The 22,073-nt window shown below is 70.1% G+C and carries 27 protein-coding genes; 25 read left to right on the top strand and 2 right to left on the bottom strand.

All coding sequences use genetic code 11. The features are described 5' to 3' along the window. Positions 1–157: 157 nt before the first annotated feature. The 12 genes from AB0K73_RS08670 to glmM all read left to right on the top strand — a co-directional run bounded on the left by AB0K73_RS08670 (position 158) and on the right by glmM (position 8,582). Complete coding sequence (locus AB0K73_RS08670; protein ID WP_360516579.1) at positions 158–598, top strand: PTS sugar transporter subunit IIA; 441 nt, start codon at positions 158–160, stop codon at positions 596–598. After that, complete coding sequence (locus AB0K73_RS08665) at positions 595–1,749, top strand: mannitol-1-phosphate 5-dehydrogenase (RefSeq protein ID WP_360516582.1); 1,155 nt, start codon at positions 595–597, stop codon at positions 1,747–1,749. The genes AB0K73_RS08670 and AB0K73_RS08665 overlap by 4 nt, the downstream gene beginning before the upstream one ends. 158 nt (positions 1,750–1,907) lie before the next feature. After that, a complete protein-coding gene (gene infA / locus AB0K73_RS08660; protein WP_011186713.1) occupies positions 1,908–2,129 on the top strand; it encodes a translation initiation factor IF-1 in 222 nt (73 codons plus the stop codon). A gap of 68 nt (positions 2,130–2,197) precedes the next feature. Beyond that, complete coding sequence (rpmJ, locus tag AB0K73_RS08655; RefSeq protein WP_005050492.1) at positions 2,198–2,314, top strand: 50S ribosomal protein L36; 117 nt, start codon at positions 2,198–2,200, stop codon at positions 2,312–2,314. A gap of 162 nt (positions 2,315–2,476) precedes the next feature. Next, a complete protein-coding gene (rpsM, locus tag AB0K73_RS08650) occupies positions 2,477–2,857 on the top strand; it encodes a 30S ribosomal protein S13 (RefSeq protein WP_056010826.1) in 381 nt (126 codons plus the stop codon). Positions 2,858–2,889: 32 nt separating this feature from the next. After that, positions 2,890–3,288, top strand: a complete 399-nt coding sequence (gene rpsK / locus AB0K73_RS08645) for a 30S ribosomal protein S11 (protein WP_022889749.1) — start codon at positions 2,890–2,892, stop codon at positions 3,286–3,288. Between the two features lie 176 nt (positions 3,289–3,464). Beyond that, positions 3,465–4,451: a DNA-directed RNA polymerase subunit alpha gene (locus AB0K73_RS08640; protein WP_360516589.1), complete on the top strand. Its 987-nt coding sequence runs from the start codon at positions 3,465–3,467 to the stop codon at positions 4,449–4,451. A gap of 49 nt (positions 4,452–4,500) precedes the next feature. Next, positions 4,501–5,058 (top strand): 50S ribosomal protein L17, encoded by a 558-nt coding sequence (rplQ, locus tag AB0K73_RS08635; protein WP_360516592.1) that lies wholly within the window; start codon positions 4,501–4,503, stop codon positions 5,056–5,058. Between the two features lie 97 nt (positions 5,059–5,155). Further along, on the top strand, positions 5,156–6,088 hold the full coding sequence (gene truA / locus AB0K73_RS08630) for a tRNA pseudouridine(38-40) synthase TruA (protein ID WP_360517131.1): 933 nt from the start codon (positions 5,156–5,158) through the stop codon (positions 6,086–6,088). A 136-nt stretch (positions 6,089–6,224) separates the two neighbouring features. Further along, positions 6,225–6,671, top strand: a complete 447-nt coding sequence (gene rplM, locus AB0K73_RS08625; protein ID WP_360516595.1) for a 50S ribosomal protein L13 — start codon at positions 6,225–6,227, stop codon at positions 6,669–6,671. A 42-nt stretch (positions 6,672–6,713) separates the two neighbouring features. Continuing rightward, positions 6,714–7,199: a 30S ribosomal protein S9 gene (gene rpsI, locus AB0K73_RS08620; protein WP_360516598.1), complete on the top strand. Its 486-nt coding sequence runs from the start codon at positions 6,714–6,716 to the stop codon at positions 7,197–7,199. Positions 7,200–7,220: 21 nt separating this feature from the next. Beyond that, complete coding sequence (gene glmM / locus AB0K73_RS08615; RefSeq protein ID WP_360516601.1) at positions 7,221–8,582, top strand: phosphoglucosamine mutase; 1,362 nt, start codon at positions 7,221–7,223, stop codon at positions 8,580–8,582. Between the two features lie 7 nt (positions 8,583–8,589). On the opposite strand, the gene coaA is transcribed toward glmM, so the two are convergent. After that, positions 8,590–9,546, bottom strand: coding sequence for a type I pantothenate kinase (gene coaA, locus AB0K73_RS08610; RefSeq protein ID WP_360516604.1), 957 nt, complete (start codon positions 9,544–9,546; stop codon positions 8,590–8,592). Between the two features lie 132 nt (positions 9,547–9,678). Here coaA and glmS point away from each other — a divergent pair, with 132 nt between their 5' ends. From glmS to AB0K73_RS08560, 10 genes are all read left to right on the top strand, one after another. Then, entirely contained in the window at positions 9,679–11,529 is a 1,851-nt protein-coding gene (glmS, locus tag AB0K73_RS08605; RefSeq protein ID WP_360516607.1) for a glutamine--fructose-6-phosphate transaminase (isomerizing), read from the top strand. A gap of 28 nt (positions 11,530–11,557) precedes the next feature. Then, positions 11,558–11,923, top strand: coding sequence for a holo-ACP synthase (locus tag AB0K73_RS08600; protein WP_360516610.1), 366 nt, complete (start codon positions 11,558–11,560; stop codon positions 11,921–11,923). Beyond that, a complete protein-coding gene (gene alr / locus AB0K73_RS08595; protein WP_360516613.1) occupies positions 11,920–13,071 on the top strand; it encodes an alanine racemase in 1,152 nt (383 codons plus the stop codon). The genes AB0K73_RS08600 and alr overlap by 4 nt, the downstream gene beginning before the upstream one ends. Next, the gene (gene tsaE, locus AB0K73_RS08590) at positions 13,071–13,583 is read left to right on the top strand and encodes a tRNA (adenosine(37)-N6)-threonylcarbamoyltransferase complex ATPase subunit type 1 TsaE (protein WP_360516616.1); all 513 of its coding nucleotides are present in this window, start codon (positions 13,071–13,073) and stop codon (positions 13,581–13,583) included. Before alr ends, tsaE begins: the two co-directional genes overlap by 1 nt. Before the next feature lie 10 nt (positions 13,584–13,593). After that, on the top strand, positions 13,594–14,229 hold the full coding sequence (gene tsaB / locus AB0K73_RS08585; RefSeq protein WP_360516619.1) for a tRNA (adenosine(37)-N6)-threonylcarbamoyltransferase complex dimerization subunit type 1 TsaB: 636 nt from the start codon (positions 13,594–13,596) through the stop codon (positions 14,227–14,229). Continuing rightward, positions 14,226–14,741 carry a ribosomal protein S18-alanine N-acetyltransferase gene (gene rimI, locus AB0K73_RS08580; protein WP_360516622.1) on the top strand — a complete coding sequence of 172 codons (516 nt, stop codon included), beginning with the start codon at positions 14,226–14,228 and terminating at the stop codon, positions 14,739–14,741. The genes tsaB and rimI overlap by 4 nt, the downstream gene beginning before the upstream one ends. Next, on the top strand, positions 14,738–15,790 hold the full coding sequence (gene tsaD, locus AB0K73_RS08575) for a tRNA (adenosine(37)-N6)-threonylcarbamoyltransferase complex transferase subunit TsaD (protein WP_360516625.1): 1,053 nt from the start codon (positions 14,738–14,740) through the stop codon (positions 15,788–15,790). The genes rimI and tsaD overlap by 4 nt, the downstream gene beginning before the upstream one ends. A 146-nt stretch (positions 15,791–15,936) precedes the next feature. Continuing rightward, positions 15,937–16,302, top strand: coding sequence for a DUF4190 domain-containing protein (locus AB0K73_RS08570; protein WP_360516628.1), 366 nt, complete (start codon positions 15,937–15,939; stop codon positions 16,300–16,302). Between the two features lie 40 nt (positions 16,303–16,342). Continuing rightward, on the top strand, positions 16,343–17,101 hold the full coding sequence (locus tag AB0K73_RS08565) for a hypothetical protein (protein WP_360516631.1): 759 nt from the start codon (positions 16,343–16,345) through the stop codon (positions 17,099–17,101). Between the two features lie 85 nt (positions 17,102–17,186). Beyond that, positions 17,187–17,654 carry a DUF4190 domain-containing protein gene (locus AB0K73_RS08560; protein ID WP_360516634.1) on the top strand — a complete coding sequence of 156 codons (468 nt, stop codon included), beginning with the start codon at positions 17,187–17,189 and terminating at the stop codon, positions 17,652–17,654. Here AB0K73_RS08560 and AB0K73_RS08555 read toward each other — a convergent pair. Beyond that, positions 17,621–18,844, bottom strand: a complete 1,224-nt coding sequence (locus AB0K73_RS08555) for a class I SAM-dependent methyltransferase (protein WP_360516637.1) — start codon at positions 18,842–18,844, stop codon at positions 17,621–17,623. The two genes, AB0K73_RS08560 and AB0K73_RS08555, sit on opposite strands and share 34 nt — an antisense overlap. Positions 18,845–18,991: 147 nt before the next feature. On the opposite strand from AB0K73_RS08555, the gene groES reads away from it, so the two are divergent. The 3 genes from groES to AB0K73_RS08540 all read left to right on the top strand — a co-directional run bounded on the left by groES (position 18,992) and on the right by AB0K73_RS08540 (position 21,865). Next, positions 18,992–19,288, top strand: a complete 297-nt coding sequence (groES, locus tag AB0K73_RS08550; protein ID WP_360516640.1) for a co-chaperone GroES — start codon at positions 18,992–18,994, stop codon at positions 19,286–19,288. A 109-nt stretch (positions 19,289–19,397) separates the two neighbouring features. After that, on the top strand, positions 19,398–20,333 hold the full coding sequence (rarD, locus tag AB0K73_RS08545) for an EamA family transporter RarD (protein ID WP_360517134.1): 936 nt from the start codon (positions 19,398–19,400) through the stop codon (positions 20,331–20,333). Positions 20,334–20,575: 242 nt separating this feature from the next. Further along, the gene (locus AB0K73_RS08540) at positions 20,576–21,865 is read left to right on the top strand and encodes an ABC transporter substrate-binding protein (protein ID WP_360516643.1); all 1,290 of its coding nucleotides are present in this window, start codon (positions 20,576–20,578) and stop codon (positions 21,863–21,865) included. Positions 21,866–22,073 lie beyond the last annotated feature (208 nt).

Here is a 22,073-nt window from a genome sequence, read left to right as displayed (position 1 = left end):
CCACCGGATGATCCATGCCCGGGTCGCGGTCACCTCGCTGAGGTGGTCGCGGCCCGGGCGGCCGCGTCATCGCCCCCGGACAACCTCCCCCTCGCCCCGCACGAACCGACGACCTGCACCACGAATCCACGAGACCGACGATGAAGTAGGAGCTCCCATGACCGACCAGATCCTGCCCGCCGCCAACGTGCGGGTCGCCGCCCGAGCCACGAGCCGTGACGACGCCATCCGCGAGGCGGGGGCCATCCTCGTCGACGCGGGCGCCGTCGACCCGGGCTATATCGACTCCATGCTCGAACGTGAGGCCTCGGTCTCCACCTACATGGGCAATCTCCTCGCCATCCCGCACGGCACCAACGAGGCGAAGGACCAGATCCGCCGGTCGGCCCTCTCGGTGATCCGGTACGACGAGCCCGTCGACTGGAACGGCGAGGAGGCCCGGTTCGTCGTCGGCATCGCCGGCATCGAGAACGAGCACCTCGAGATCCTCTCGAAGATCGCGATCATCTTCTCCGACGAGGACGAGGTGAAGCGCCTGCTCGATGCGCCGACGGCCGCCGACCTGCATGCCCAGCTCTCGGAGGTCAACGCATCGTGAAGGCCGTGCACTTCGGCGCGGGCAACATCGGTCGCGGCTTCGTCGGCCTCCTCCTGCACGACGCCGGCTACGAAGTGGTGTTCGCCGATGTGAACGGCGAGCTCATCGATGCGCTCGCGGCATCCGACCACTACACCGTGCACGAGGTGGGCGCGGGCGGGCGCGACCGCCGGGTCGACGGGTACCGGGCGGTGAACAGCCAGACGGATGCCGCGGCCCTGCTCGCCGAGCTCGAGACCGCCGACGTGGCGACCACGGCCGTGGGCCCCAGCATTCTTCGCTTCATCGCCCCGCACCTCGTCGCCGCACTGCGGGCGAGGCCGGCGGATGCCCCGCCGCTCGTGATCATGGCGTGCGAGAACGCGATCAACGCGACCGACCAGCTGCACGACGAGATCGCCTCGCTCTCGAGTCCCGAGGAGTGGCGTCAGCTCGCAGCGAAGGCCGTCTTCGCGAACACGGCCGTCGATCGCATCGTTCCGGGCCAGGCTCCCGACGCGGGGCTCGACGTCACCGTCGAGACGTTCTTCGAGTGGGCGATCGAGCGACCGCCGTTCGGCGACGCCGTGCCCGACATCCCGGGAGCTCACTTCGTCGACGACCTCGCACCGTACATCGAACGGAAGCTCTTCACCGTGAACACGGGCCATGCCGCGACGGCGTACCTCGGCTTCCTCGCCGGGCACGAGCGGATCAGCGATGCGCTCGCCGACCCGGCGGTCGCCGAGGGCGTCGAGCGCGCCCTCGCCGAGACGAGCGCGCTCATCGTCGCGAAGCACGGGTTCACCGACGGCGAACAGGCCGGGTACCGGGCGCGCATCCTCGAGCGGTTCCGGAACCCCGAGCTTCCCGACACGGTCGAGCGCGTGGGCCGGCAGCCGTTGCGCAAGCTCGGTCGCCACGAGCGCTTCATCGGCCCGGCGTCCGAGCTCGCCGTCGCGGGGCTGCCCGTGGACGGCCTGCTGGGCGCCGTCGGCGCGGCCCTGCGCTTCGACGTGCCCGCCGACCCCGAGAGCGTGGAACTGCAGAAGCTCCTTGCGGCTCGCGATCCGGCCGCCTTCGTGCACGAGGTCACCGGCATCGCGGCGGGACATCCGCTCGAACCGGGACTCGTCGCCACGGTTGCCGCCGCGAAGGCCCCGCGCTCCTGACCTCGACTGGCGCGACGGCCCGGAATCGCCTATAGTTGACCCTTGGTGTTCTGCACGCCTATTTCGGCATGCCCGACGGCCACGGCCAGACGGATCCGTCGTCGTCGCGCAACATCATCGCACGACCAGCATCCCAAACTCCAAGCGATAGTGAGGCTATGGCCAAGAAAGACGGCGTCATCGAGATCGAAGGCTCGGTCATCGAGGCACTCCCGAATGCGATGTTCCGCGTGGAACTGACCAACGGGCACAAGGTCCTCGCGCACATCTCAGGCAAGATGCGCCAGCACTACATCCGGATCCTCCCCGAGGATCGAGTGATCGTGGAGCTGAGCCCCTACGACCTGACGCGCGGCCGCATCGTCTACCGCTACAAGTAAGGGCAGCTGGAAAGTAACGGCCCGCGGTACCCCGCGGGTACGAGGACAGCGAGAACCAAGGAACAACAGTGAAGGTCAACCCCAGCGTCAAGCCCATCTGCGACCACTGCAAGGTCATCCGCCGCCACGGCCGCGTCATGGTGATCTGCAAGAGCAACCCGCGTCACAAGCAGCGCCAGGGATAGTCGCCCAGCTTCGGGCGCGCGTCGCGCGCTCCTCCCACAACTGAACACCGCAACGGCAATGCCAGAACCTCGACATCCCGGATGTCGCGGGGACACCTCGGGTCGGAGGCCCGGGCACCGGCATTGCTCCACACCTCCACTTCGAAACAGGAGAAGCCACTTATGGCACGTCTGGCAGGAGTCGACATCCCGCGCGAGAAGCGCGTGGAGATCGCACTGACCTACATCTACGGCGTCGGCCGCACGCGAGCGCTCACCACGCTCGCCGAGACCGGCATCGATGGGAACATCCGCGTGAAGGACCTCAGCGACGAGCAGCTCGTCGCCCTCCGCGACTACATCGAGGGCAACTTCAAGGTCGAGGGTGACCTCCGCCGTGAAGTCGCCGCCGACATCCGCCGCAAGGTCGAGATCGGATCCTACGAGGGCATCCGCCACCGTCGCGGCCTCCCGGTCCGCGGCCAGCGCACCAAGACCAACGCTCGTACCCGCAAGGGACCGAAGCGCACCGTCGCCGGCAAGAAGAAGCCCGGCCGCAAGTAACCGCTCGTCGCCAGACCTAGGAGATTTCACACATGGCAGCACCCAAGGCGGCTACTCGCAAGCCGCGCAAGAAGGAAAAGAAGAACATCGCCGTGGGCCAGGCCCACATCAAGTCGACGTTCAACAACACGATCGTCTCGATCACCGACACCAACGGTGCCGTGATCAGCTGGGCCTCCTCGGGCGGCGTCGGCTTCAAGGGCTCGCGCAAGTCGACCCCGTTCGCCGCGCAGCTGGCCGCCGAGTCGGCCGCCCGCCAGGCGCAGGAGCACGGCATGAAGAAGGTCGACGTCTTCGTCAAGGGCCCGGGTTCGGGTCGCGAAACGGCGATCCGCTCGCTCCAGGCCGCCGGACTCGAGGTCGGCAGCATCAACGACGTGACGCCCCAGGCGCACAACGGGTGCCGCCCGCCGAAGCGTCGCCGCGTCTAGTTCTCCTTCGTCGGTCGAGTAGGGCGCTCGCGCCCGTACCGAGGCCTCCAGCGGCATCCGCTGGGCTCGTTACCGCCCTGACGGGCCTGCTCGACCGGCGACACGTTCTCTCACAACTCAAGATCCTCGACCTCGCAGGTGTCATATAGCGGACACCCTGCCGAAAGGAATCAACAGTGCTGATCGCACAGCGCCCGACGCTCACCGAAGAGAACCTCTCGGAGTTCCGTTCGCGTTTCGTGATCGAGCCCCTCGAGCCGGGCTTCGGCTACACCTTGGGCAACTCGCTCCGTCGCACCCTCCTCTCCTCGATCCCCGGCGCAGCCGTGACGAGCATCCGCATCGACGGCGTGCTCCACGAGTTCTCGACCGTCCCGGGTGTCAAGGAGGACGTCACCGAGATCATCCTCAACATCAAGAACCTCGTCGTCTCCAGCGAGCACGACGAGCCCATCACCGCCTACCTGCGCAAGCAGGGCGCCGGTGAGGTCACCGCCGCCGACATCTCCGCTCCGGCCGGTGTCGAGGTGCACAACCCCGAGCTCGTCATCGCGACGCTCAACGACTCGGCGAAGTTCGAGCTCGAGCTCACGATCGAGCGCGGCCGCGGCTACGTGTCGGCCAGCCAGAACCGCAACGAGTACTCCGAGGCCGGCCAGATCCCGGTCGACTCGATCTACTCGCCGGTGCTCAAGGTCACCTACCGCGTCGAAGCGACGCGTGCCGGTGAGCGCACCGACTTCGACCGCCTCGTGGTCGACGTCGAGACCAAGTCGGCGATCACCCCGCGTGACGCCATCGCCTCGGCGGGCCGCACGCTCACCGAGTTGTTCGGTCTCGCACGCGAGCTCAACGTCGCCGCCGAGGGCATCGAGATCGGCCCCGCGCCGGTCGACGCCGTGCTCTCGAGCGAGCTGTCGATCCCGATCGAGGACCTCGACCTGTCGGTGCGCAGCTACAACTGCCTGAAGCGCGAGGGCATCAACACGGTGTCCGAGCTCGTCGCCCTGTCGGAGTCGCAGCTCATGAACATCCGCAACTTCGGCCAGAAGTCGGTGGATGAGGTCAAGGACAAGCTCACCGAGATGGGTCTTTCGCTGAAGGACTCCGTTCCCGGATTCGACGGGGCCCACTTCTACACGGGCTTCGACGACGAGAGCTGATCGTCTTCGCCCCGCCGCACTGACCCCCCACCACTGGAGATAACGAACCATGCCGAAGCCCACCAAGGGTCCCCGCCTCGGAGGCGGTCCCGCGCACGAGCGGCTCCTGCTCGCGAACCTCGCCGCTGCGCTCTTCACGCACAAGCGGATCACCACCACCGAGACGAAGGCCAAGCGCCTGCGTCCGCTCGCTGAGCGGCTCATCACGTTCGCGAAGCGCGGCGACCTGCACGCGCGTCGCCGCGTGCTCGGCGTGATCGGCGACAAGTCGGTCGTGCACGAGCTCTTCACGATCATCGCGCCGCAGGTGGCCGACCGCGAGGGCGGCTACACCCGCATCACGAAGGTCGGCTACCGCAAGGGCGACAACGCCCCCATGGCGGTCATCGAGCTCGTGCTCGAGCCGGTCGTGAAGAAGCAGCGCTCCGCCAAGCCGGCTGCCGCAGCGACCGCCGACGAGACGCCCGCCGAGGAGTCGACGACCGAGGAGACCCCCGCCGAGGTCGTGACGGGGTCCGAAGCCGCCGTCGACGAGGCCGCGGGTTCCGAGGCGTCCGAGACCGAGTCGTCGGAGGCTCCCGCCGAGGAGCCCGTCGAGGCCAAGTAGTCGCAGTACCTGTCGAGGGCCCGGATGCCGCGCATCCGGGCCCTTGGCCGTCCCCGGGCGGGCCTGCGCCCGCGTCTAGGCTTGGAGCGTGAGTGAGATGGCCGACCCTGTGGGCGACGGCGCCGACGACGTGACGGATGCCGCGGCATCCGTCGTCCGGGTACGCCTCGGTATCGCCTACGACGGCACCGAGTTCACCGGCTGGAGCCGCCAACCCGGGCTGCGGACGGTGCAGGGCGTGCTCGAGGACGCTCTCGCCACGCTCTTCCGCCGCACCGGCGAAGTGCCTCGCCTCACGGTCGCCGGACGCACCGACGCCGGCGTGCACGCACTCGGACAGATCGCGCACCTCGACGTCTCGGAGGCGGCGCTGACCGCCGTGGCCCGGCCGCGGCGTGGGCAGGATCCCGACGCGACACCCGAGGCCGCGCTCGGCCGACGCCTCACCGGCATCATCGGCGCGGACGCCGACGTCGTGATCACCCATTCGGAGCGCGCGCCCGCGGGGTTCGACGCCCGGTTCTCGGCGCTGTGGCGTCGCTACGAGTACCGCGTTGCCGACGCATCCGCCATGCGCGACCCGCTCGAGCGGCGGCGCACCGTCGTGGTCCTGCGGACGCTCGACCTCGACGCGATGGATGCCGCGGCGAACTCGCTGATGGGCCTGCACGACTTCGCGGCGTTCTGCCGACCGCGCGAGGGGGCGACGACCATCAGGACGTTGCAGTCGTACGCCTGGCGGCGGAGCGAGGACGGCGTCCTCGTCGCCTCGCTCCAGGCGGACGCGTTCTGCCACTCGATGGTGCGTGCGCTCGTCGGAGCGTGCGTCGCCGTGGGGGAGGGTCGGCTCGAGGCATCCGACCCGCTCGTCCTGCTCCGTGCCGCCGAGCGGACCAGCGCGTTCAAGGTGATGCCCGCCAAGGGACTCGTGCTCACCGAGGTGGGCTACCCCGACGACGCCGAGCTGGAGGCGCGTGCCGCCCAGACTCGGGCGCGTCGCGAATTGCACGCCGAAGGCATCGTCGGCTAAGCTGTCTCTTTGGTGCCGCCACCTGTGTCGGTGCCCGATCATGAGCCCTCCATCCGGGCGTTCGACAGCATCGCGACCGAACACCCCACGGAGCGGGATTCACGAACTCCTCACTCGATCAGAAAGCAGCACTTCCGTGACGCGCACCTACACCCCGAAGCCGAACGAGATCCAGCGCGACTGGGTCGTCATCGACGCCACCGACGTCGTGCTCGGCCGTCTCGCGAGCCACTCGGCCGCACTCCTCCGTGGCAAGCACAAGCCGATCTTCGCCAGCCACGTCGACACCGGTGACTTCGTCATCATCGTCAACGCCGACAAGGTGGCCCTCACCGGCCAGAAGCTCGAGCAGAAGAAGGCCTACCGTCACTCGGGTTACCCGGGCGGCCTCAAGGCCGTCGGCTACGCCGAGCTCCTCGAGAAGAACCCCGTGCGCGCCGTCGAGAAGGCGATCCGCGGCATGCTCCCCAAGAACTCGCTCGGCCGCCAGCAGCTGAAGAAGCTGAAGGTCTACGCCGGACCGGAGCACCCGCACGCGGCCCAGCAGCCGAAGCCGTACACCCTCACCCAGGTCGCCCAGTAACTCGGCGCACTCGACGTTCTCGAAATAAGGATTCACATCACCATGGCGAAGATCGCAGACCAGATCGAAGCGGCTCCCGAGAGCTACACGACCGAGAGCGCCCCCGCGGACGCTCCCGCCACCCCCCGCCCCGTGCTCAACGTCTCGGGCGCGGCCGTCGGCCGCCGCAAGCAGGCCATCGCCCGCGTGCGCGTCGTCCCCGGCGCCGGCACCATCACGGTCAACGGCCGTGAGTTCGCGGACTACTTCCCCAACAAGCTGCACCAGCAGCTCATCACCGACCCGTTCACGGTGCTCGAGCTCGCCGGCTCGTACGACGTGACCGCCCGCATCACCGGCGGCGGCCCCTCGGGCCAGGCCGGCGCGCTGCGCCTCGCGATCGCTCGTGCGCTCAACGAGATCGACCGTGAGAACAACCGTGCGACGCTGAAGAAGTCCGGCTTCCTCACGCGCGACGCGCGCGTCATCGAGCGCAAGAAGGCAGGCCTCAAGAAGGCCCGCAAGGCGCCCCAGTTCTCGAAGCGCTGATCCGGGCCTCCGGTTCTCCGTATGCCTCGGCTCTTCGGAACCGACGGGGTCCGGGGCCTGGCCAACCGTGACCTCACGGCTGACCTGGCCCTGGGCCTCGCCCAGGCAGCCGCAGCGGTGCTCACGCGTGGTCGTCACGCCGACGAGCTCCGGGCGGCTGGTCGCCGCCCCGTCGCGGTCGTCGCGCGCGACCCCCGCGTCTCCGGTGAATTCCTCACCGCGGCCGTTTCGGCCGGCCTCGCCAGTTCTGGCGTCGACGTGCTCGACGCCGGCGTCATCCCGACGCCCGCGACCGCGTTCCTGATCGACTCCATCGGCGCCGACTTCGGCGTCATGATCTCGGCATCGCACAATCCGGCACCCGACAACGGCATCAAGTTCTTCTCGTTCGGGGGCACGAAGCTTCCCGACGAGGTCGAGGACCGCATCGAGTCCTTCCTCGGCAAGCAGAAGCTCGCCCCTGTCGGAGACGGCGTCGGGCGTATCCGCCGATTCGCCGACGCCGAAGACCGGTACGTCGTTCACCTGCTGAGCACGCTGCCGAACCGGCTCGAGGGACTCAAGGTCGTCCTCGACTGCGCGCACGGCGCGGCCGCCGGGGTGTCACCCGAGACGTTCCGCGACGCCGGCGCAGAGGTGATCGTCATCGGGGCCGACCCCGACGGCATGAACATCAACGACGGCGTCGGCTCGACGCACCTCGAGCCGCTCCGCTCGGCCGTCCTCGAGCACGGCGCGGATCTCGGCATCGCGCACGACGGCGACGCCGACCGCTGCCTCGCCGTGGACGCCGACGGCAGTATCGTCGACGGCGACCAGATCATGGCGATCCTCGCGCTCTCGATGCACGATCGCGGGCACCTCACCGATGACACGCTCGTGGTCACCGTGATGTCGAACCTGGGCCTGCGCCGGGCCATGGCCGATCGCGGCATCCGCGTGATCGAGACCAAGGTCGGCGACCGCTACGTGCTCGAGGCGCTGGCTGCCGAGGGCCTGGCGCTCGGCGGCGAGCAGTCGGGCCACGTGATCATGACCGAGTTCGCCACCACCGGTGACGGGGTTCTCACCGGACTGCACCTCGCCGCCGAGCTCAACCGCACCGGCAGGTCCCTGGCCGAGCTGGCGTCGGTGATGACCGTGTACCCGCAGGTGCTGGTGAACGTTCGCGGGGTCGACCACAACGCCATGCACCAGGACGCCGAGATCGCCGCCGCCGTGGCCGCGGCGGAGGCCGAACTGGGCGATTCGGGCCGCGTGCTCCTGCGCCCGTCGGGCACCGAGCCCATGGTGCGCGTCATGGTCGAAGCAGCCGATCAGGATACGGCCGAACGACACGCTGAAGTGCTCGCCGACGTGGTTCGCGCTCGGCTCGCACGCTGAGCCCGACTCAGAGCTTGCGCAGCAGCACGTTCGAGACGGTGTGGTCGGCGCTCTTACGCAGCACCAGCGACGCGCGCGACCGGGTTGGCCGGATGTTCTGCAGCAGGTTCGGCTCGTTGATCTCGTGCCAGATCGCGCGTGCCCGCTGACGCGCCTCGTCCTCGGTGAGGCTCGCGTACCGGTGGAAGTAGGAACGCGGATTCGAGAACGCGCCGCGCTGGAGCTTCAGGAATCGCTCCTCGTACCATCTGGCGATGTCGCTCGTGCGGGCATCGACGTAGATGGTGAAGTCGAACAGGTCGCTCACGGCGAGGCGATGCCCCGGGCCGGGCGGCTGCAGCACGTTGAGGCCCTCGATGATGAGCACGTCGGGGCGACGCACCGTGATCCACGCGTCGGGCACGATGTCGTAGGCCAGGTGCGAGTAGAACGGCGCCCGCACGGCGGCCGCCCCGGCTTTCACGTCGCTCACGAACCGGAGCAGCGCGCGCCGGTCGTAGGACTCGGGGAACCCCTTGCGCCCCATGAGCCCGCGTCGCTCGAGCTCTGCATTCGGGAAGAGGAATCCGTCGGTCGTCACCAACTCGACGCGCGGGGTGTGCTCCCACCGGGCGAGGAGCTCACGGAGGAGACGCGCGATGGTGGACTTGCCGACGGCGACCGAGCCCGCAACCCCGATGACGAACGGCGTCGGCTCGGGGCGCGTGCGGAGGAACTCGCTCGTGACGTCGTGCAGCGACTTCGTGCCGCCGACGTACAGATTGAGCAGGCGGCTGAGCGGCAGGTAGACCTCGGCGACCTCCCGGAGGTCGAGCGGCTCCCCGAGGCCGCGGAGTTGCACGATCTCGATCTCGCTGAGCGGCGACGGCATCGACGGGGCCAGGGCGGCCCAGCTCGCTCGATCCAGCTCGACGAACGGCGTGATCTGCGCGGCGTGCGGCGACGGGCTCTGCGGATCCAGCACCGTGACAGTCTAGTGTCGCCGAGCCGGTGCGCCGACCGTCGCCGGCGCCCCCGCCCGGTGCGAGGCCGCGGGCGAGCCCGGCTGGGGACGCACGCGGCAGGTGCACAGCAGCGCGACACTAGAATCGCCTCCATGTGTGGAATCGTCGGATACGTCGGAGAGCGCAACAGCCTCGACGTGCTCATGGGAGGCCTTCGCCGCCTCGAATATCGCGGATACGACTCGGCGGGGGTCGCCATCGTCGACGATGACGGCGTCATCGAGACCGCGAAGCGGGCGGGCAAGCTGCAGGTGCTCGCCGACGACCTCGAGGCCACGCCCCTGCATCGCGGCGGTACCGGCATCGGGCACACCCGCTGGGCCACGCACGGTGGCCCCACCGACCGCAACGCCCACCCGCACCTCGGCGACGAGGGCCGGCTCGCCCTCATCCACAACGGCATCATCGAGAACTTCTCCGAGCTGAAGGACGAGCTCCTCGCCGAGGGCTACGCGTTCGAGAGCGAGACCGACACCGAGGTGGCCGCCGTGCTCCTCGGGCGCGAGTACCGGCGCATCGGCGAGCTCACCGAGGCCTTCCGGGCCACAGTGTCCCGCCTCGACGGCGCCTTCACGCTGCTCGCCGTGCACCGCGACCAGCCCGGCGTCGTGGTCGGCGCGCGGCGCAACTCCCCGCTCGTCATCGGCCTCGGCGACGGTGAGAACTTCCTCGGGTCGGATGTCGCGGCCTTCGTCGAGTTCACGAAGCGCGCCGTCGCGATCGGCCAGGACCAGATCGTCACGATCACCGCCGACGACGTCACGGTGACCGACTTCGCGGGCGACGCGGTGGAGGTCGAGCCGTTCGACGTCGCGTGGGACGCGTCGGCCGCCGAGAAGGGCGGGTGGTCGTCCTTCATGCGCAAGGAGGTCTCCGAGCAGCCCGAGGCGGTTCGGAACACCCTGCTCGGTCGCATCGTCGACGGGCAGGCCGTGATCCCCGAACTGGCGGACTTCGGCGACGACGAGCTGCGGGCCATCCGCCGCATCACCGTGATCGCGTGCGGCACGGCCGCCTACGCGGGCATGGTCGCGAAGTACGCCATCGAGCAGTGGGCGCGGGTGCCCGTCGAGGTGGAGCTCAGCCACGAGTTCCGCTATCGCGAGCCCGTGCTCGACGCCGACACCCTGGTCGTGTCGATCAGTCAGTCGGGCGAGACGATGGACACCCTGATGGCCGTGAAGTACGCCCGGGAGATGGGCGCACGCACGATCTCGGTCTGCAACACGCAGGGCGCCACGATCCCGCGCGAGTCCGACGCGGTCGTCTACACGCACGCCGGCCCCGAGGTCGCGGTGGCCTCCACGAAGGCGTTCGTCGCGCAGATCGCGGCCCTGTACCTGTTCGGCCTCCACCTCGCGCGCGTGCGCGGCACGCTCGACGCCGACGAGATCGCGCACCAGCTGGCCGAGCTGCAGGCGGTGCCCGAGAAGCTGCAGGCGGTGCTCGAGGTGTCCGAGCAGGTCGGTCAGCTCGCGCACTGGATGGCCGACACACGGTCGGTACTGTTCCTCGGCCGGCATGTCGGCTACCCGATCGCGCTCGAGGGTGCGCTGAAGCTCAAGGAACTTGCGTACATCCACGCGGAGGGCTTCGCCGCTGGCGAGCTCAAGCACGGCCCGATCGCCCTCATCGAGCCGGGCCAGCCCGTCTTCGTCGTGGTGCCGAGCCCACGCGGATCGGCGAACCTGCACCCCAAGGTCGTCTCGAACATCCAGGAGATCCGCGCCCGGGGCGCCCGCGTCATCGCGATCGCCGAAGAGGGCGACGCCGCGGTGCTGCCGTTCGCCGACGAGGTGCTCCGCATCCCGCTGGCCGCGCCGCTGTTCGAACCGCTCCTCGCGGTCGTGCCGCTCCAGATCTTCGCGATGGAGCTCGCGGAGGCGAAGGGGCTCGACGTCGACCAGCCGCGCAACCTCGCGAAGTCCGTGACGGTGGAATGAGCCGGCTGGCCCGGGGGCTGGAGGCACGGTGATCGTCGGCATCGGCATCGACGTCGTCGACATCGCGCGCTTCGAGCGTTCGATCATCCGCACCCCGGGGCTCGTCGAGCGCCTGTTCGCCGAGAGCGAACGCGACCGGCAGCCGCGCTCGCTCGCCGCCCGCTTCGCAGCGAAGGAGTCGCTCATCAAGGCGCTCGGCGGTCATGCCGTCATCCGCTGGCATGACATGCGCGTCGTCCAGGATGCCGAGGGCAATCCCGACTTCGAGCTCTCGGGGGACCTGGCCGAGCACGTGCGGGCGCGCGGCATCGACCGCGTGCACCTCTCCATGAGCCACGATGCGGGCATCGCGAGCGCGTTCGTCGTGCTCGAGTCCGAGCGGGGCTCCGCGTGAGCGAGGCCCCGCGGGTGGATGTCGCGCCGCGGCCGTTCCGCGAGGCGCTCGTCGACCTCGGCGCCATCCGTGACAACGTGGCGCACCTCGCGCGTCTCGTCGCGCCGGCGCAGGCGATGGCCGTGGTGAAGGCCGACGCGTACGGACACGGTGCCGTCCCCGTGGCGCGCGCCGCGCTCGCGGGGGGCGCGTCGTGGATCGGGGTCGCCGACCTCGCCGAGGCGCTGGCGCTGCGCGAGGCCGGGATCGACGCGCCCGTGCTCGCCTGGCTGCACGATCCCGACGCCGCCTTCGGGCCGGCGGTCGAGCGCGATGTCGACCTCGGCGTCTCGTCGCTCGGCCAGCTCGTGGCCATCGCGGATGCCGCGGCGTCCGTCGGCAGACGAGCCATGGTCCACCTGAAGATCGACACCGGGCTGAGCCGCAACGGCATCTCGGCCGAGGCGTGGGATGAGGCGGTGGCGGCCGCTGTCGACCTGGAACGGGCCGGTCGGATCGGCGTGCGCGGCATCTTCAGCCACCTCGCGAACACCTCGGCCGAGGAGGACGCGGCGCAACTCGCCGCCTTCGAGCAGGCGCTCGCCGCGGCATCCGCCGCCGGACTCGCCCCCGAGCTGCGGCACATCGCGTCGACCGCCGGGGCGATGCGGCGGCCCGAGTCCCGCTACGACCTGGTGCGCCTCGGCATCGGCCTCTACGGCATCCCGCCCTTCGGCGACGGCACGACGGCAGCCGATCTCGGGCTGCGCCCGGCGATGACCCTGCGCGGCCGGGTGGCGGCCGTCCGCCGCATCGACGCGGGCACCGGGGTCTCCTACGGCCACGCGTGGCGGGCACCGCGCCCCACCACCCTCGCACTGGTGCCGATGGGCTACGCCGATGGCGTGCCCCGGCAGGCGTCGGGCCGTGCCGAGGTATGGCTCGCCGGCGGTCGGCGCCGCGTGGTCGGACGCATCGCGATGGACCAGTTCCTGGTCGACGTCGGCAACGACGCGGTGGCGGTCGGCGACGAGGTCGTGCTCTTCGGCGACCCCGCGACCGGCGCCCCGTCGGCCGATGACTGGGGCGACGCGGCCGACACCATCGGCTACGAGATCGTCACGCGCATCGGTCCCCGTGTGCCGCGCACGTACGTCGGCGGGCCGTGATGCGCATCGACATCCCCGACACCGCCGCCATGGAGGCGTTCGGACGCGAACTCGGCGCGGGCCTGCGCGCCGGCGACCTCGTGGTGCTGACCGGGCCGCTGGGGGCTGGCAAGACCACGCTGACGCGCGGGCTCGGTGCCGGCCTCGGAGTGCGCGGACCGGTGCAGAGCCCCACGTTCGTCCTCGCACGCACGCATCCGAGCCTCGTCGGCGGTCCGCCACTCGTGCACGTCGACGCGTACCGGCTCGGCAGCCCCGAGCTCCTCGACGACCTCGACCTCGACTTCGAGCACGCCGTGGTGGTGGTCGAGTGGGGGGCCGGGCTCCTCGACGACGTGGCCGAGTCGTGGCTCGATGTCGTCATCGTGCGCCCTGAAGGCGCGGGCACCGGCGGGAACGCGATGACGGATGCCGCCGACGCCGAGCTCCTCGGCGCCGACGAGCCGCGGGTGCTCGAGGTGAGCGGCCACGGCCCGCGCTGGGCGGAGAGCCGGTTCGACGCCGGCCAGTAGGCTTGGATCCATGCTCCTCGCGATCGACACCTCGACGGGCACGAGTGTCGCCGTCGTCGATCGCGACGCAGCCACTGGTGAGTTGCGCCTTCTCGCCGAGACGGGCACCGCCGACACCATGCGGCATGCCGAAGTGGTGGGCGGATTCATCCGAGACGCGCTGGCGGCTGCGGGTGTGCGGGCCAGCGACCTCTCGGGAGTCGCGGCTGGAATGGGGCCGGGCCCCTTCACCGGCCTGCGCGTCGGCATCGCCGCGGCGCACGCGTTCGCGCTCGGCATCTCGAAACCGTTCGTGCCGATCGTGAGCCACGACGCGGTCGCCTGGTCCTGGTACCGCCAGGGCGGCATCGGCCCGCTGCAGGTCGTCACCGATGCGCGCCGTCGGGAGTTCGCGATCTCCGAGTACGACGGCCTCGACGGCGACCTCCTCCCGGTGCGTGCCGACGGTCCGCGGCTCGTGCCACGCGACGCCGTGCCCGACGCACGAGGCATCCGTCTCGACGCGGCCACAGTGCCCGCCGTTGCGATCGGCATGCTCGCCGAACTCGCCTACGCCTCCGGACGCCTGCCGCTCACCGATGACGCGCCGCTCTACCTGCGGGCACCGGACGTCACGCCCTCCGCCGGGAAGCGGGTGCTGCAGTGAGCGTCCTCATGCGGCGTGCCAAGCCCACCGACCTCGAGGCCATCATGCGCCTCGAGCGGGAGACGTTCGTGAACGATGCGTGGCCCGAAGACGCGATGCGACGCGAGCTCGAGAGCCCCCACGGCTACTACCTCGTCGCGTTCGACGACGACGAGGAGGATCCCGAGCGGCGCCTTCTCGGCTACGCCGGCCTGCTCGCACCGTCGGGGAGCGCCCAGGGCGACGTCCAGACCATCGCCGTCGCCCCGTTCGCGCGCGGCATCGGCCTCGGTCGCGGGCTCATGCACGCGCTCATCACCCAGGCCCGCCGCCGGCACCTCGCCGAGCTCTTCCTGGAGGTGCGCGCCGACAACCCGATCGCACGCGCCCTCTACGACTCGCTCGGGTTCGAGGAGATCGGCGTGCGCCGCGGCTACTACCAGCCCGACGGCGTCGACGCGATCTCGATGCGGCTCGCCGTGCCGCCGGCGGTCACCCGCCCCGCGGCATCCGGAACCGGAACGACCGCATGAACCGCGACGCGCCCCTCGTACTCGGCATCGAGACGTCCTGCGACGAGACGGGTGTCGGCATCGTGCGCGGCACCGACCTGCTCGCCAACGTGATCGCGTCCTCGATGGAGGAGCACGCACGCTACGGCGGGGTCGTGCCCGAGGTCGCCGCGCGCGCCCACCTCGAGGCGCTCGGGCCCGCCATCGCCGCCGCGCTCGCCGAGGCCGACATCGAGCTCGCCGACGTCGACGCGGTCGCGGTCACCAACGGGCCCGGCCTCGCGGGCGCGCTGATGGTCGGCGTCGGTGCCGCGAAGGCGCTCGCGGTCGCGCTCGATCGCCCCCTGTACGCCGTGAACCACCTCGTCGGCCACGTCGGAGCCGACCTGCTCGACCACGAGGCACCGCTGGAGACGCCGACCGTCGCGCTGCTCGTCTCGGGCGGGCACACCTCGCTCCTCCTGGTGCGCGACCTGGTGTCCGACGTGGAGCTGCTCGGCGAGACCGTCGACGACGCGGCGGGCGAGGCGTTCGACAAGGTCGCACGTCTGCTCGGCCTGCCCTACCCCGGCGGCCCCGAGATCGATCGGGCCGCGATCGGTGGCGACCCGAACGCGATCCGCTTCCCGCGTGGGCTCACCCAGCCGAAGGACCTCGCGGCGCACCGCTACGACTTCAGCTTCTCCGGGCTGAAGACGGCGGTCGCACGTTGGGTGGAGCAACGGGTGGCGGCGAGGGAGCCCATCCCGCTCGCGGATGTCGCGGCGAGCTTCCGCGAGGCGGTCGTCGACGTGCTCGTGGCGAAGGCGGTCGCCGCCTGCGTCGACCTGGGGGTGCCCCGGCTCCTGCTCGGCGGAGGTGTCGTCGCGAACGCCAGGCTTCGCGAGGTGGCCACGGAGCGCGCCGCCGCGGCGGGCATCGCGCTGCGGATCCCCCCGCTGTCGCTCTGTACCGACAACGGTGCCATGATCGCCGAGCTCGGCGCGCAGCTCATCATGGCGGGGCATCCGCCGTCGTCGATGGATTTCGGTGCCGACTCCACCCTTCCCGTCACCGATATCCAGGCGTGACGCCCCCGCGCGTGAGGCTGTCGGAGATGCAGCCACCGCGATAGTGTGTGCAACGTAGTGAGCGGATGCCGCGCGTGAACGCGCGCATCGCGCCGTCGCCGCATGGGGCGGCGACGAAATCCACAGCATCGAGGGGAACCACGAACGTGACCGATCCGAACCTTCCCGACCAGCCCGGCTACGTGCCGCCCGCACAGCCGGCTCCCGCCTACGGCAGCTCACCCGCGTACGGCCAGACCACGCCCTCTGGCGCCAAGACGAACACGCTGGCGATCGTCTCGCTCGTGGCGTCGCTCATCGGCCTCTTCTCGGGCATCGGATTCCTGGTCGGCATCATCTGCGGGCACATCGCGCTCGGCCAGATCAAGAAGACCGGTGAGCAGGGACGTGGCATGGCGGTGGCCGGCCTCATCATCGGCTACGTGGGCATCGTCATCGCCATCATCCTGACGATCCTGTTCTTCGCCGTGTTCGCCTCCCTCTGGCAGTCCGGCGTCATCACCAACTACTGATCGCTCGCCCGATTCCTCGACTTCGCGAAAGGCGAACACCATGAGTGACCCGACCACCCCGAACGAGCCGAAGCGGCCCGACGAGCCCACGGTCCCGAGCCCCGAGGAGCCGACGGTTCCGGCCCCCGAGGAGCCGACCGTTCCGACGCCCGAGGAGCCGACCTTCCCGTCGGAGCCCGAGCCGGGCTTCCCGACGCCGTCGGAGCCCTCCTACCCCGGAATGCCGTCGACCCCTGAGACCCCGGGCGGCCCTGGGGCGCCCGAGGTGCCCTCCGCGCCCGAGCCGCCGGCCCCGCCCGCGCCGCCGTCAGGTCCGTCCTACGGTGCATCCACGCCTCCGCCTCCGCCGCCCGCCGGTGCCTACGGGGCTTCGGCGGCGGCATCGCAGCCCGACTCGCGGCAGCCGGGATACGGTGAGCCCGGCTACGGGCAGCCCGGGTATGGTCAGCCCGGGTACGGGCAGCCCGGGTACGGGCAGCCCGGGTACGTGGCCCCGGCCTACGGCACCACGACGGCGGCGAAGCCGACGCCCGTGCTCAGCCTGATCTCGCTCATCGCGGGCATCGTGGGCCTCGTCGGGTTCTTCGTGGTGTTCATCCCCATCGTGGGCGGGATCATGCAGCTGATCATCCCGGGTGCGGCCGTGGTGCTCGGCTTCCTCGGGAAGAAGAAGGAGCCCGCCGCCAAGGGCATGTGGCTCACGGGCATGATCCTCGGATTCATCGGCGTCGCCATCGGCCTGCTCTCGATCATCCTCTGGATCGTCGCGTTCGCGAGCACGTCGTACTACACCTACTGATCCTCGAGGTCGAATGATGTCCGAACGTGAAGGGGCCTCGCCCGAGGGCGAGGTCCCTTCACGTACACCCCGTCCATCCGAGGCGATGCCATCGGGCGCCGGTGGTCTCGAACCTTCGGCGGAGCCGGCCATTCCCACCCCGCAGCCTCCGTCGGAGGCGACGCTCCGCGCAGACCCCGCGGTGCGCGAGTTCGACGTGCCGTTCGACACCGGCGAGTTGCGTTCGCTGCCCACGGGCCAGCTGCTCGTGGTGCATCGACCCGCGTTCGGCGACGAGGCATCCGCCGCCGTGGAGGAGGACACCCAGCAGCGACGCATCTACAGCTGGGTCGCCGCCGTACTCGGCACCATCGGTGCGCTCGCCTCCCTGTTCGTGGGCTGGATGCTCCCGCTCTCGATCGCCGCCATCGTGTTCGGCGTGCTCGGCCTGCGACGTGAGGCGGAGGGCCGAATGCTCGCGTTCGTCGGCATCGGCACCGGTATCGCGGGGCTCGTGTTCGCAGCCGTGTGGATCGGCTACTACGCGATCGTCTTCGGCGCGCTGCCGAGCTGAGGTCGGAGCCGCTCCACGAGGAGCGCCACGTGCCGGCCCGCCTCGCGCGTGAGCACGATCGTCGCCTGCTCGTCGCCGCGGAGCTTCAGGCGCGTGCGCAGGGCGGCGGGATCGACGTCGACGCCGCGCTTCTTGATCTCGAGCGTGCCGATGTGACGAGCCGCAAGCGCCTGACGCAGCTGGCGTTCGTCGGCGGGCAGGTGCTCGAGCACCCGGAAGCCGCGCGCGAAGGGCGACTCGAACGGCGTGTCCGCCGTCAGGTAGGCGATGCCCGCGCTGATCATCCACGCGCCGTTCGCGCGGGCAAGGTCGCCGATGAGACGAGCCCGGATCACCGAGCCGTCGGGCTCGTACACGTAGTCGCCGATCGGACCGACGGGGGCGTCCTCACTGTCGCCGCCGGCCGTGAGCTCGGCAGCGCGCTCGTCGCGGATCACCAGGGCCGCCCGCCGGATGCCCGGCCGCGCCACGCTGCCCATCCAGACCCCGAGCTCGACCACGTCGCCGTCGACCGAGACCCACTGCGCCTCGGCGTCGGGAGGGATGATCCCGCGGTCGGTGCCCGGCCCGAGCTTCACCCCGACGGGCATGCGATCGGCCAGCCCGAACGCGAAGTCGAGGCTCGGCGAATACGCTGCGGCATCCGTCAGCCGCGTCGTGGTGCCGCCCGAGGTCGTGCGGCGTGCGGGGTCGAGCCACGCGCCGCCGATCCCCCCGAGCGCCACGTCCTCGGCGCGGGCGTGCAGCACCCGCACCCTCGGGAACGGCGTCAGGTTGTAGGCGGCGATCGCCGCCGTCACCTCGTCGGCGTCGGCCGCCGTGACCTCGAGGTCGACCGCCGCGAGCGCGAGCGCGTCGCCGCCGATGCCGCAGCCGAGATCGGCGACGTGGCCGACGCCGGCCCGTGAGAAGCGACCGGCGTGCAGTGCCGCGACCTTGAGCCGCGTGGCCTGCTCGAGGCCCGCTTCCGTGAAGAGCATGCGCGAGGCGAACTCGCCGAACTTCGCGCGCGCCTTCGCACGGAGCTTCGATTGGCTGAGCACGGTCGCCACCAGGCCGGGCGGATGCCCCTCATGACGGAGCGCGGCGACCGTGCGCACGATGTCCGCCTTCGTGTCCCATTCGGGCAGGCTGTCGAGCAATCGCAGGCCCTCGGGGGAGAGGAGTTCGACGAGCTCGGCGCGGTTCACCCGGCCACGCTAGCACTGCCCGCCGACGGCTGGCACTCACGTTGCACGAGTGCCAAATCGCCCCTAGACTCGCTTTAGCACTCTCGCAGTGAGGCTGCTAATCAGTCTTCGTCAAGACAGACTTTCCAACTAGAGAAGGGGTCAACCGTGTCGGTTTCCATCAAGCCGCTCGAGGATCGCATCGTCATCAAGCAGGTCGAGGCAGAGCAGACCACCGCTTCGGGTCTCGTGATCCCCGACACCGCCAAGGAGAAGCCCCAGGAGGGCGAGGTCATGGCGGTGGGCCCCGGTCGCATCGACGACAACGGCAACCGCGTTCCGCTCGACGTCGCCGTCGGCGACAAGGTCATCTACTCGAAGTACGGCGGCACCGAGGTGAAGTACGGCGGCGAGGACTACCTCGTCCTGTCGGCCCGCGACGTGCTCGCGGTCGTCGTTCGGTAGTCGAAACCCGATCGTCCGAGGCCCGGATGCCCATGCGGCATCCGGGCCTCGTCGCATCCGGAGCCGAACGCAGGCGTATCGTGGACCGGTGACGAATCGCCCTGAGGCCATGACGCCCGCACCCGCAGCCCCACGCGGCCCTGCGAGCAGGTCGGGGCTCGCATTCGCGGTCGCCGCGTACGGGCTGTGGGGATTCCTGCCCGTCTACTTCATCGCCCTCGCGCCGTCGGGTCCCTTCGAGATCGTCGCGTGGCGCGTCCTGCTGTCCCTCGTATTCTGTGCGCTGCTCATCATGGTGACCAGGGCGTGGCGGCCGTTCGCCGTGCTCATGCGCGACCGACGCGTCGTGCTGACGATGGGCCTTGCCGGCCTGCTGATCTTCGTGAACTGGCAGACCTACGTCTTCGCGACGCTCACCGGACAGGTCGTCGAAGCCGCGCTCGGGTACTTCATCAACCCGATCGTCACGGTATTCCTCGGCGTGCTCGTGCTGCGGGAGCGCCTCACTGCGACGCAGTGGGTCGCGGTGGGCATCTCGATCGTCGCGGTCGTGGTGCTCGGGCTGGGTTACGGGCAGCTGCCGTGGATCGCCCTCGTGCTGGCGTTCTCGTTCGGCTTCTACGGGCTCATCAAGAAACGCATCGGGCCGAAGGTCGACGCCGTGTCGGGCCTCACCATCGAGACCATGTGGCTCGCACCGCTGGCGGTGGTCCAACTCGTGTTCGTCGCGATGACCACGGGCCTCACCATCGGCACGGTGAGCGTCTGGCACACGGTCCTCCTGCTTCTCGCGGGCGCCGTCACCGCCGTTCCGCTGCTGCTGTTCGCGGCGGCCTCGCGGCGGCTCCCGCTCGTCTACATGGGATTCATCCAGTACTTCGCGCCGTTCATCCAGTTCCTCGTCGGCGTCGTCGTGCTGGCGGAACCGATGCCGCTCGAACGGTGGATCGGTTTCGCGCTCGTCTGGCTCGCCCTCGTCGTGCTCACCTTCGACCTCCTGCGCGGCGTCCGGGCGACTCGGCGGGCCGCTCTCGAGCCGATCTGACGCCACTTCGGAGTGGGCCGGAGGGCGGAAATCAGCGACGCCGGAATCTACCGAAAGGCGCCGCCTCGACGCCGATTCCGTGCGTCTTCGGCCGCCAAGGTGTCGGAGAGGTAACGATTCCGGGGGCGTTACACGGTTGTGACCGCGGCGACTTGTTTCCGCCATGGGGGCGCAATACTGTCAAAACCACGGCGTCAGCAGACGCTGCTTTGTGTACCAATCCTTCAGTCCCAAGGAGCAACATGAGCGTATTCGCGAAGGCCAAGGCCTCGCGCTCGGCTCGCGCAGCATGGACGGGTGTCGCCCTCGCGGGCGTCAGTGCCCTCCTCCTCACCGCGTGCAGCACGGGTGGCACGGCCCCGGCCGAATCGGAGGAGCCGGCCGAGACCGGCGACGCCCTGCCGATCGAGGCCGGCGAACGAGACCTGACCCTCAAGATCGGCACGATCCTGCCGCAGAGTGGAACGCTCGCCTTCCTCGGCCCGCCCGAGGAAGCCGGTGTCGAACTCGCGGCGCAGGAGATCAACGAAGCCGATCTCGGCATCAACGTCGAGGTCGTCTACCGCGACTCCGGTGACACCACGACCGACATCGCGACCGTCTCCGTGACCGACCTCCTCTCGCAGGACGTCTCGGCCATCGTGGGCGCCGCCTCGTCTGGTGTGTCGTTCACCGTGATCGACCAGATCACCGCCGCTGGCGTCGTGCACTTCTCGCCGGCCAACACGTCGCCCGACTTCACGGACTACGACGACAACGGCCTGTACTTCCGTACGGCTCCGTCCGACCTCCTGCAGGGCGAAGTGCTCGGCAACCTGATCGCCGAAGACGGCGCATCCACGCTCGGCATGCTCGTCCTGAACGACCCCTACGGCACCGGCCTCGCGGCCGCGACCAAGGAGGCCTTCGAGGCGGCAGGCGGCGAAGTCGTCGCCGAGGAGCTCTTCAACACGGGTGACTCGAACTTCGACGCTCAGCTCTCCGCCATCAACGCGTCGAACCCCGACGCAGTCGCGGTCATCACGTTCGATGAGGCCAAGGTCGTCGTTCCGGCGCTCGTCGGCTCCGGCTACCCGGGCGAGCAGCTGTACTTCGTCGACGGCAACCTGTCCGACTACAGCGCGGACTTCGCGCCCGGCCTGATCGCCGGAGCGAAGGGCACGCTGCCCGGTCCCAAGCTGGAAGACGACTTCCGCGAGCGCATGCTGGCGGTCGACCCGAATCTGGCCGACTTCAGCTACGGCCCCGAGTCGTACGACGCGACCGTGCTGATCGCACTGGCGGCGTACGCGGCCAACAGCACCGAAGGTGCCGACATCGCGGAGTACCTCCGTCAGGTGTCGGGCGGTTCCGGTGAAGGCGAGAGCGTCACCGACATCACCGCTGCCCTCGAGGCGCTGGCCGCGGGCGAGCAGATCGACTGGGACGGCCCCTCCGGCCCGATCACGCTCGACGAGAACGGTGACCCGACCGAGGCGACCATCGGTATCTACCAGTACGGCGACGACAACACGTACGAGCGCATCAACTAGTACGCGTCGTCTGGAGGGCCCCGGCTTCGGCCGGGGCCCTTTCGCGTGCGCAACAGCGGGGGCGTTGTTGGCCGGCAGGTGGCGCGTCGGCACGGCCGCCGGAGCTCGCGCGGCGGCCGAGAGCCTCAGGTCGCGCCGCCGCGAGCACAGGCCACCACCGGTTGCACCGGGCACTGCAATGGCGCCGGGTACGGCGAAGGGGCGGATG

Source organism: Agromyces sp. NPDC052230 (assembly GCF_040679595.1).
Lineage (GTDB): Bacteria > Actinomycetota > Actinomycetes > Actinomycetales > Microbacteriaceae > Agromyces.
This window is presented reverse-complemented; position numbering and strand designations above follow the sequence as displayed.

Coding starts and splice junctions, on each gene's coding strand:
- rpsI (WP_360516598.1), top strand. CDS start 6,714: ATGGCGAAGATCGCAGACCAGATCGAAGCGGCTCCCGAGAGCTACACG.
- AB0K73_RS08560 (WP_360516634.1), top strand. CDS start 17,187: ATGCCATCGGGCGCCGGTGGTCTCGAACCTTCGGCGGAGCCGGCCATT.
- AB0K73_RS08540 (WP_360516643.1), top strand. CDS start 20,576: ATGAGCGTATTCGCGAAGGCCAAGGCCTCGCGCTCGGCTCGCGCAGCA.
- tsaE (WP_360516616.1), top strand. CDS start 13,071: ATGCGCATCGACATCCCCGACACCGCCGCCATGGAGGCGTTCGGACGC.
- AB0K73_RS08670 (WP_360516579.1), top strand. CDS start 158: ATGACCGACCAGATCCTGCCCGCCGCCAACGTGCGGGTCGCCGCCCGA.
- rpsM (WP_056010826.1), top strand. CDS start 2,477: ATGGCACGTCTGGCAGGAGTCGACATCCCGCGCGAGAAGCGCGTGGAG.
- truA (WP_360517131.1), top strand. CDS start 5,156: ATGGCCGACCCTGTGGGCGACGGCGCCGACGACGTGACGGATGCCGCG.
- rpsK (WP_022889749.1), top strand. CDS start 2,890: ATGGCAGCACCCAAGGCGGCTACTCGCAAGCCGCGCAAGAAGGAAAAG.
- glmM (WP_360516601.1), top strand. CDS start 7,221: ATGCCTCGGCTCTTCGGAACCGACGGGGTCCGGGGCCTGGCCAACCGT.
- rplQ (WP_360516592.1), top strand. CDS start 4,501: ATGCCGAAGCCCACCAAGGGTCCCCGCCTCGGAGGCGGTCCCGCGCAC.
- glmS (WP_360516607.1), top strand. CDS start 9,679: ATGTGTGGAATCGTCGGATACGTCGGAGAGCGCAACAGCCTCGACGTG.
- infA (WP_011186713.1), top strand. CDS start 1,908: ATGGCCAAGAAAGACGGCGTCATCGAGATCGAAGGCTCGGTCATCGAG.
- tsaD (WP_360516625.1), top strand. CDS start 14,738: ATGAACCGCGACGCGCCCCTCGTACTCGGCATCGAGACGTCCTGCGAC.
- AB0K73_RS08565 (WP_360516631.1), top strand. CDS start 16,343: ATGAGTGACCCGACCACCCCGAACGAGCCGAAGCGGCCCGACGAGCCC.
- tsaB (WP_360516619.1), top strand. CDS start 13,594: ATGCTCCTCGCGATCGACACCTCGACGGGCACGAGTGTCGCCGTCGTC.
- rarD (WP_360517134.1), top strand. CDS start 19,398: ATGACGCCCGCACCCGCAGCCCCACGCGGCCCTGCGAGCAGGTCGGGG.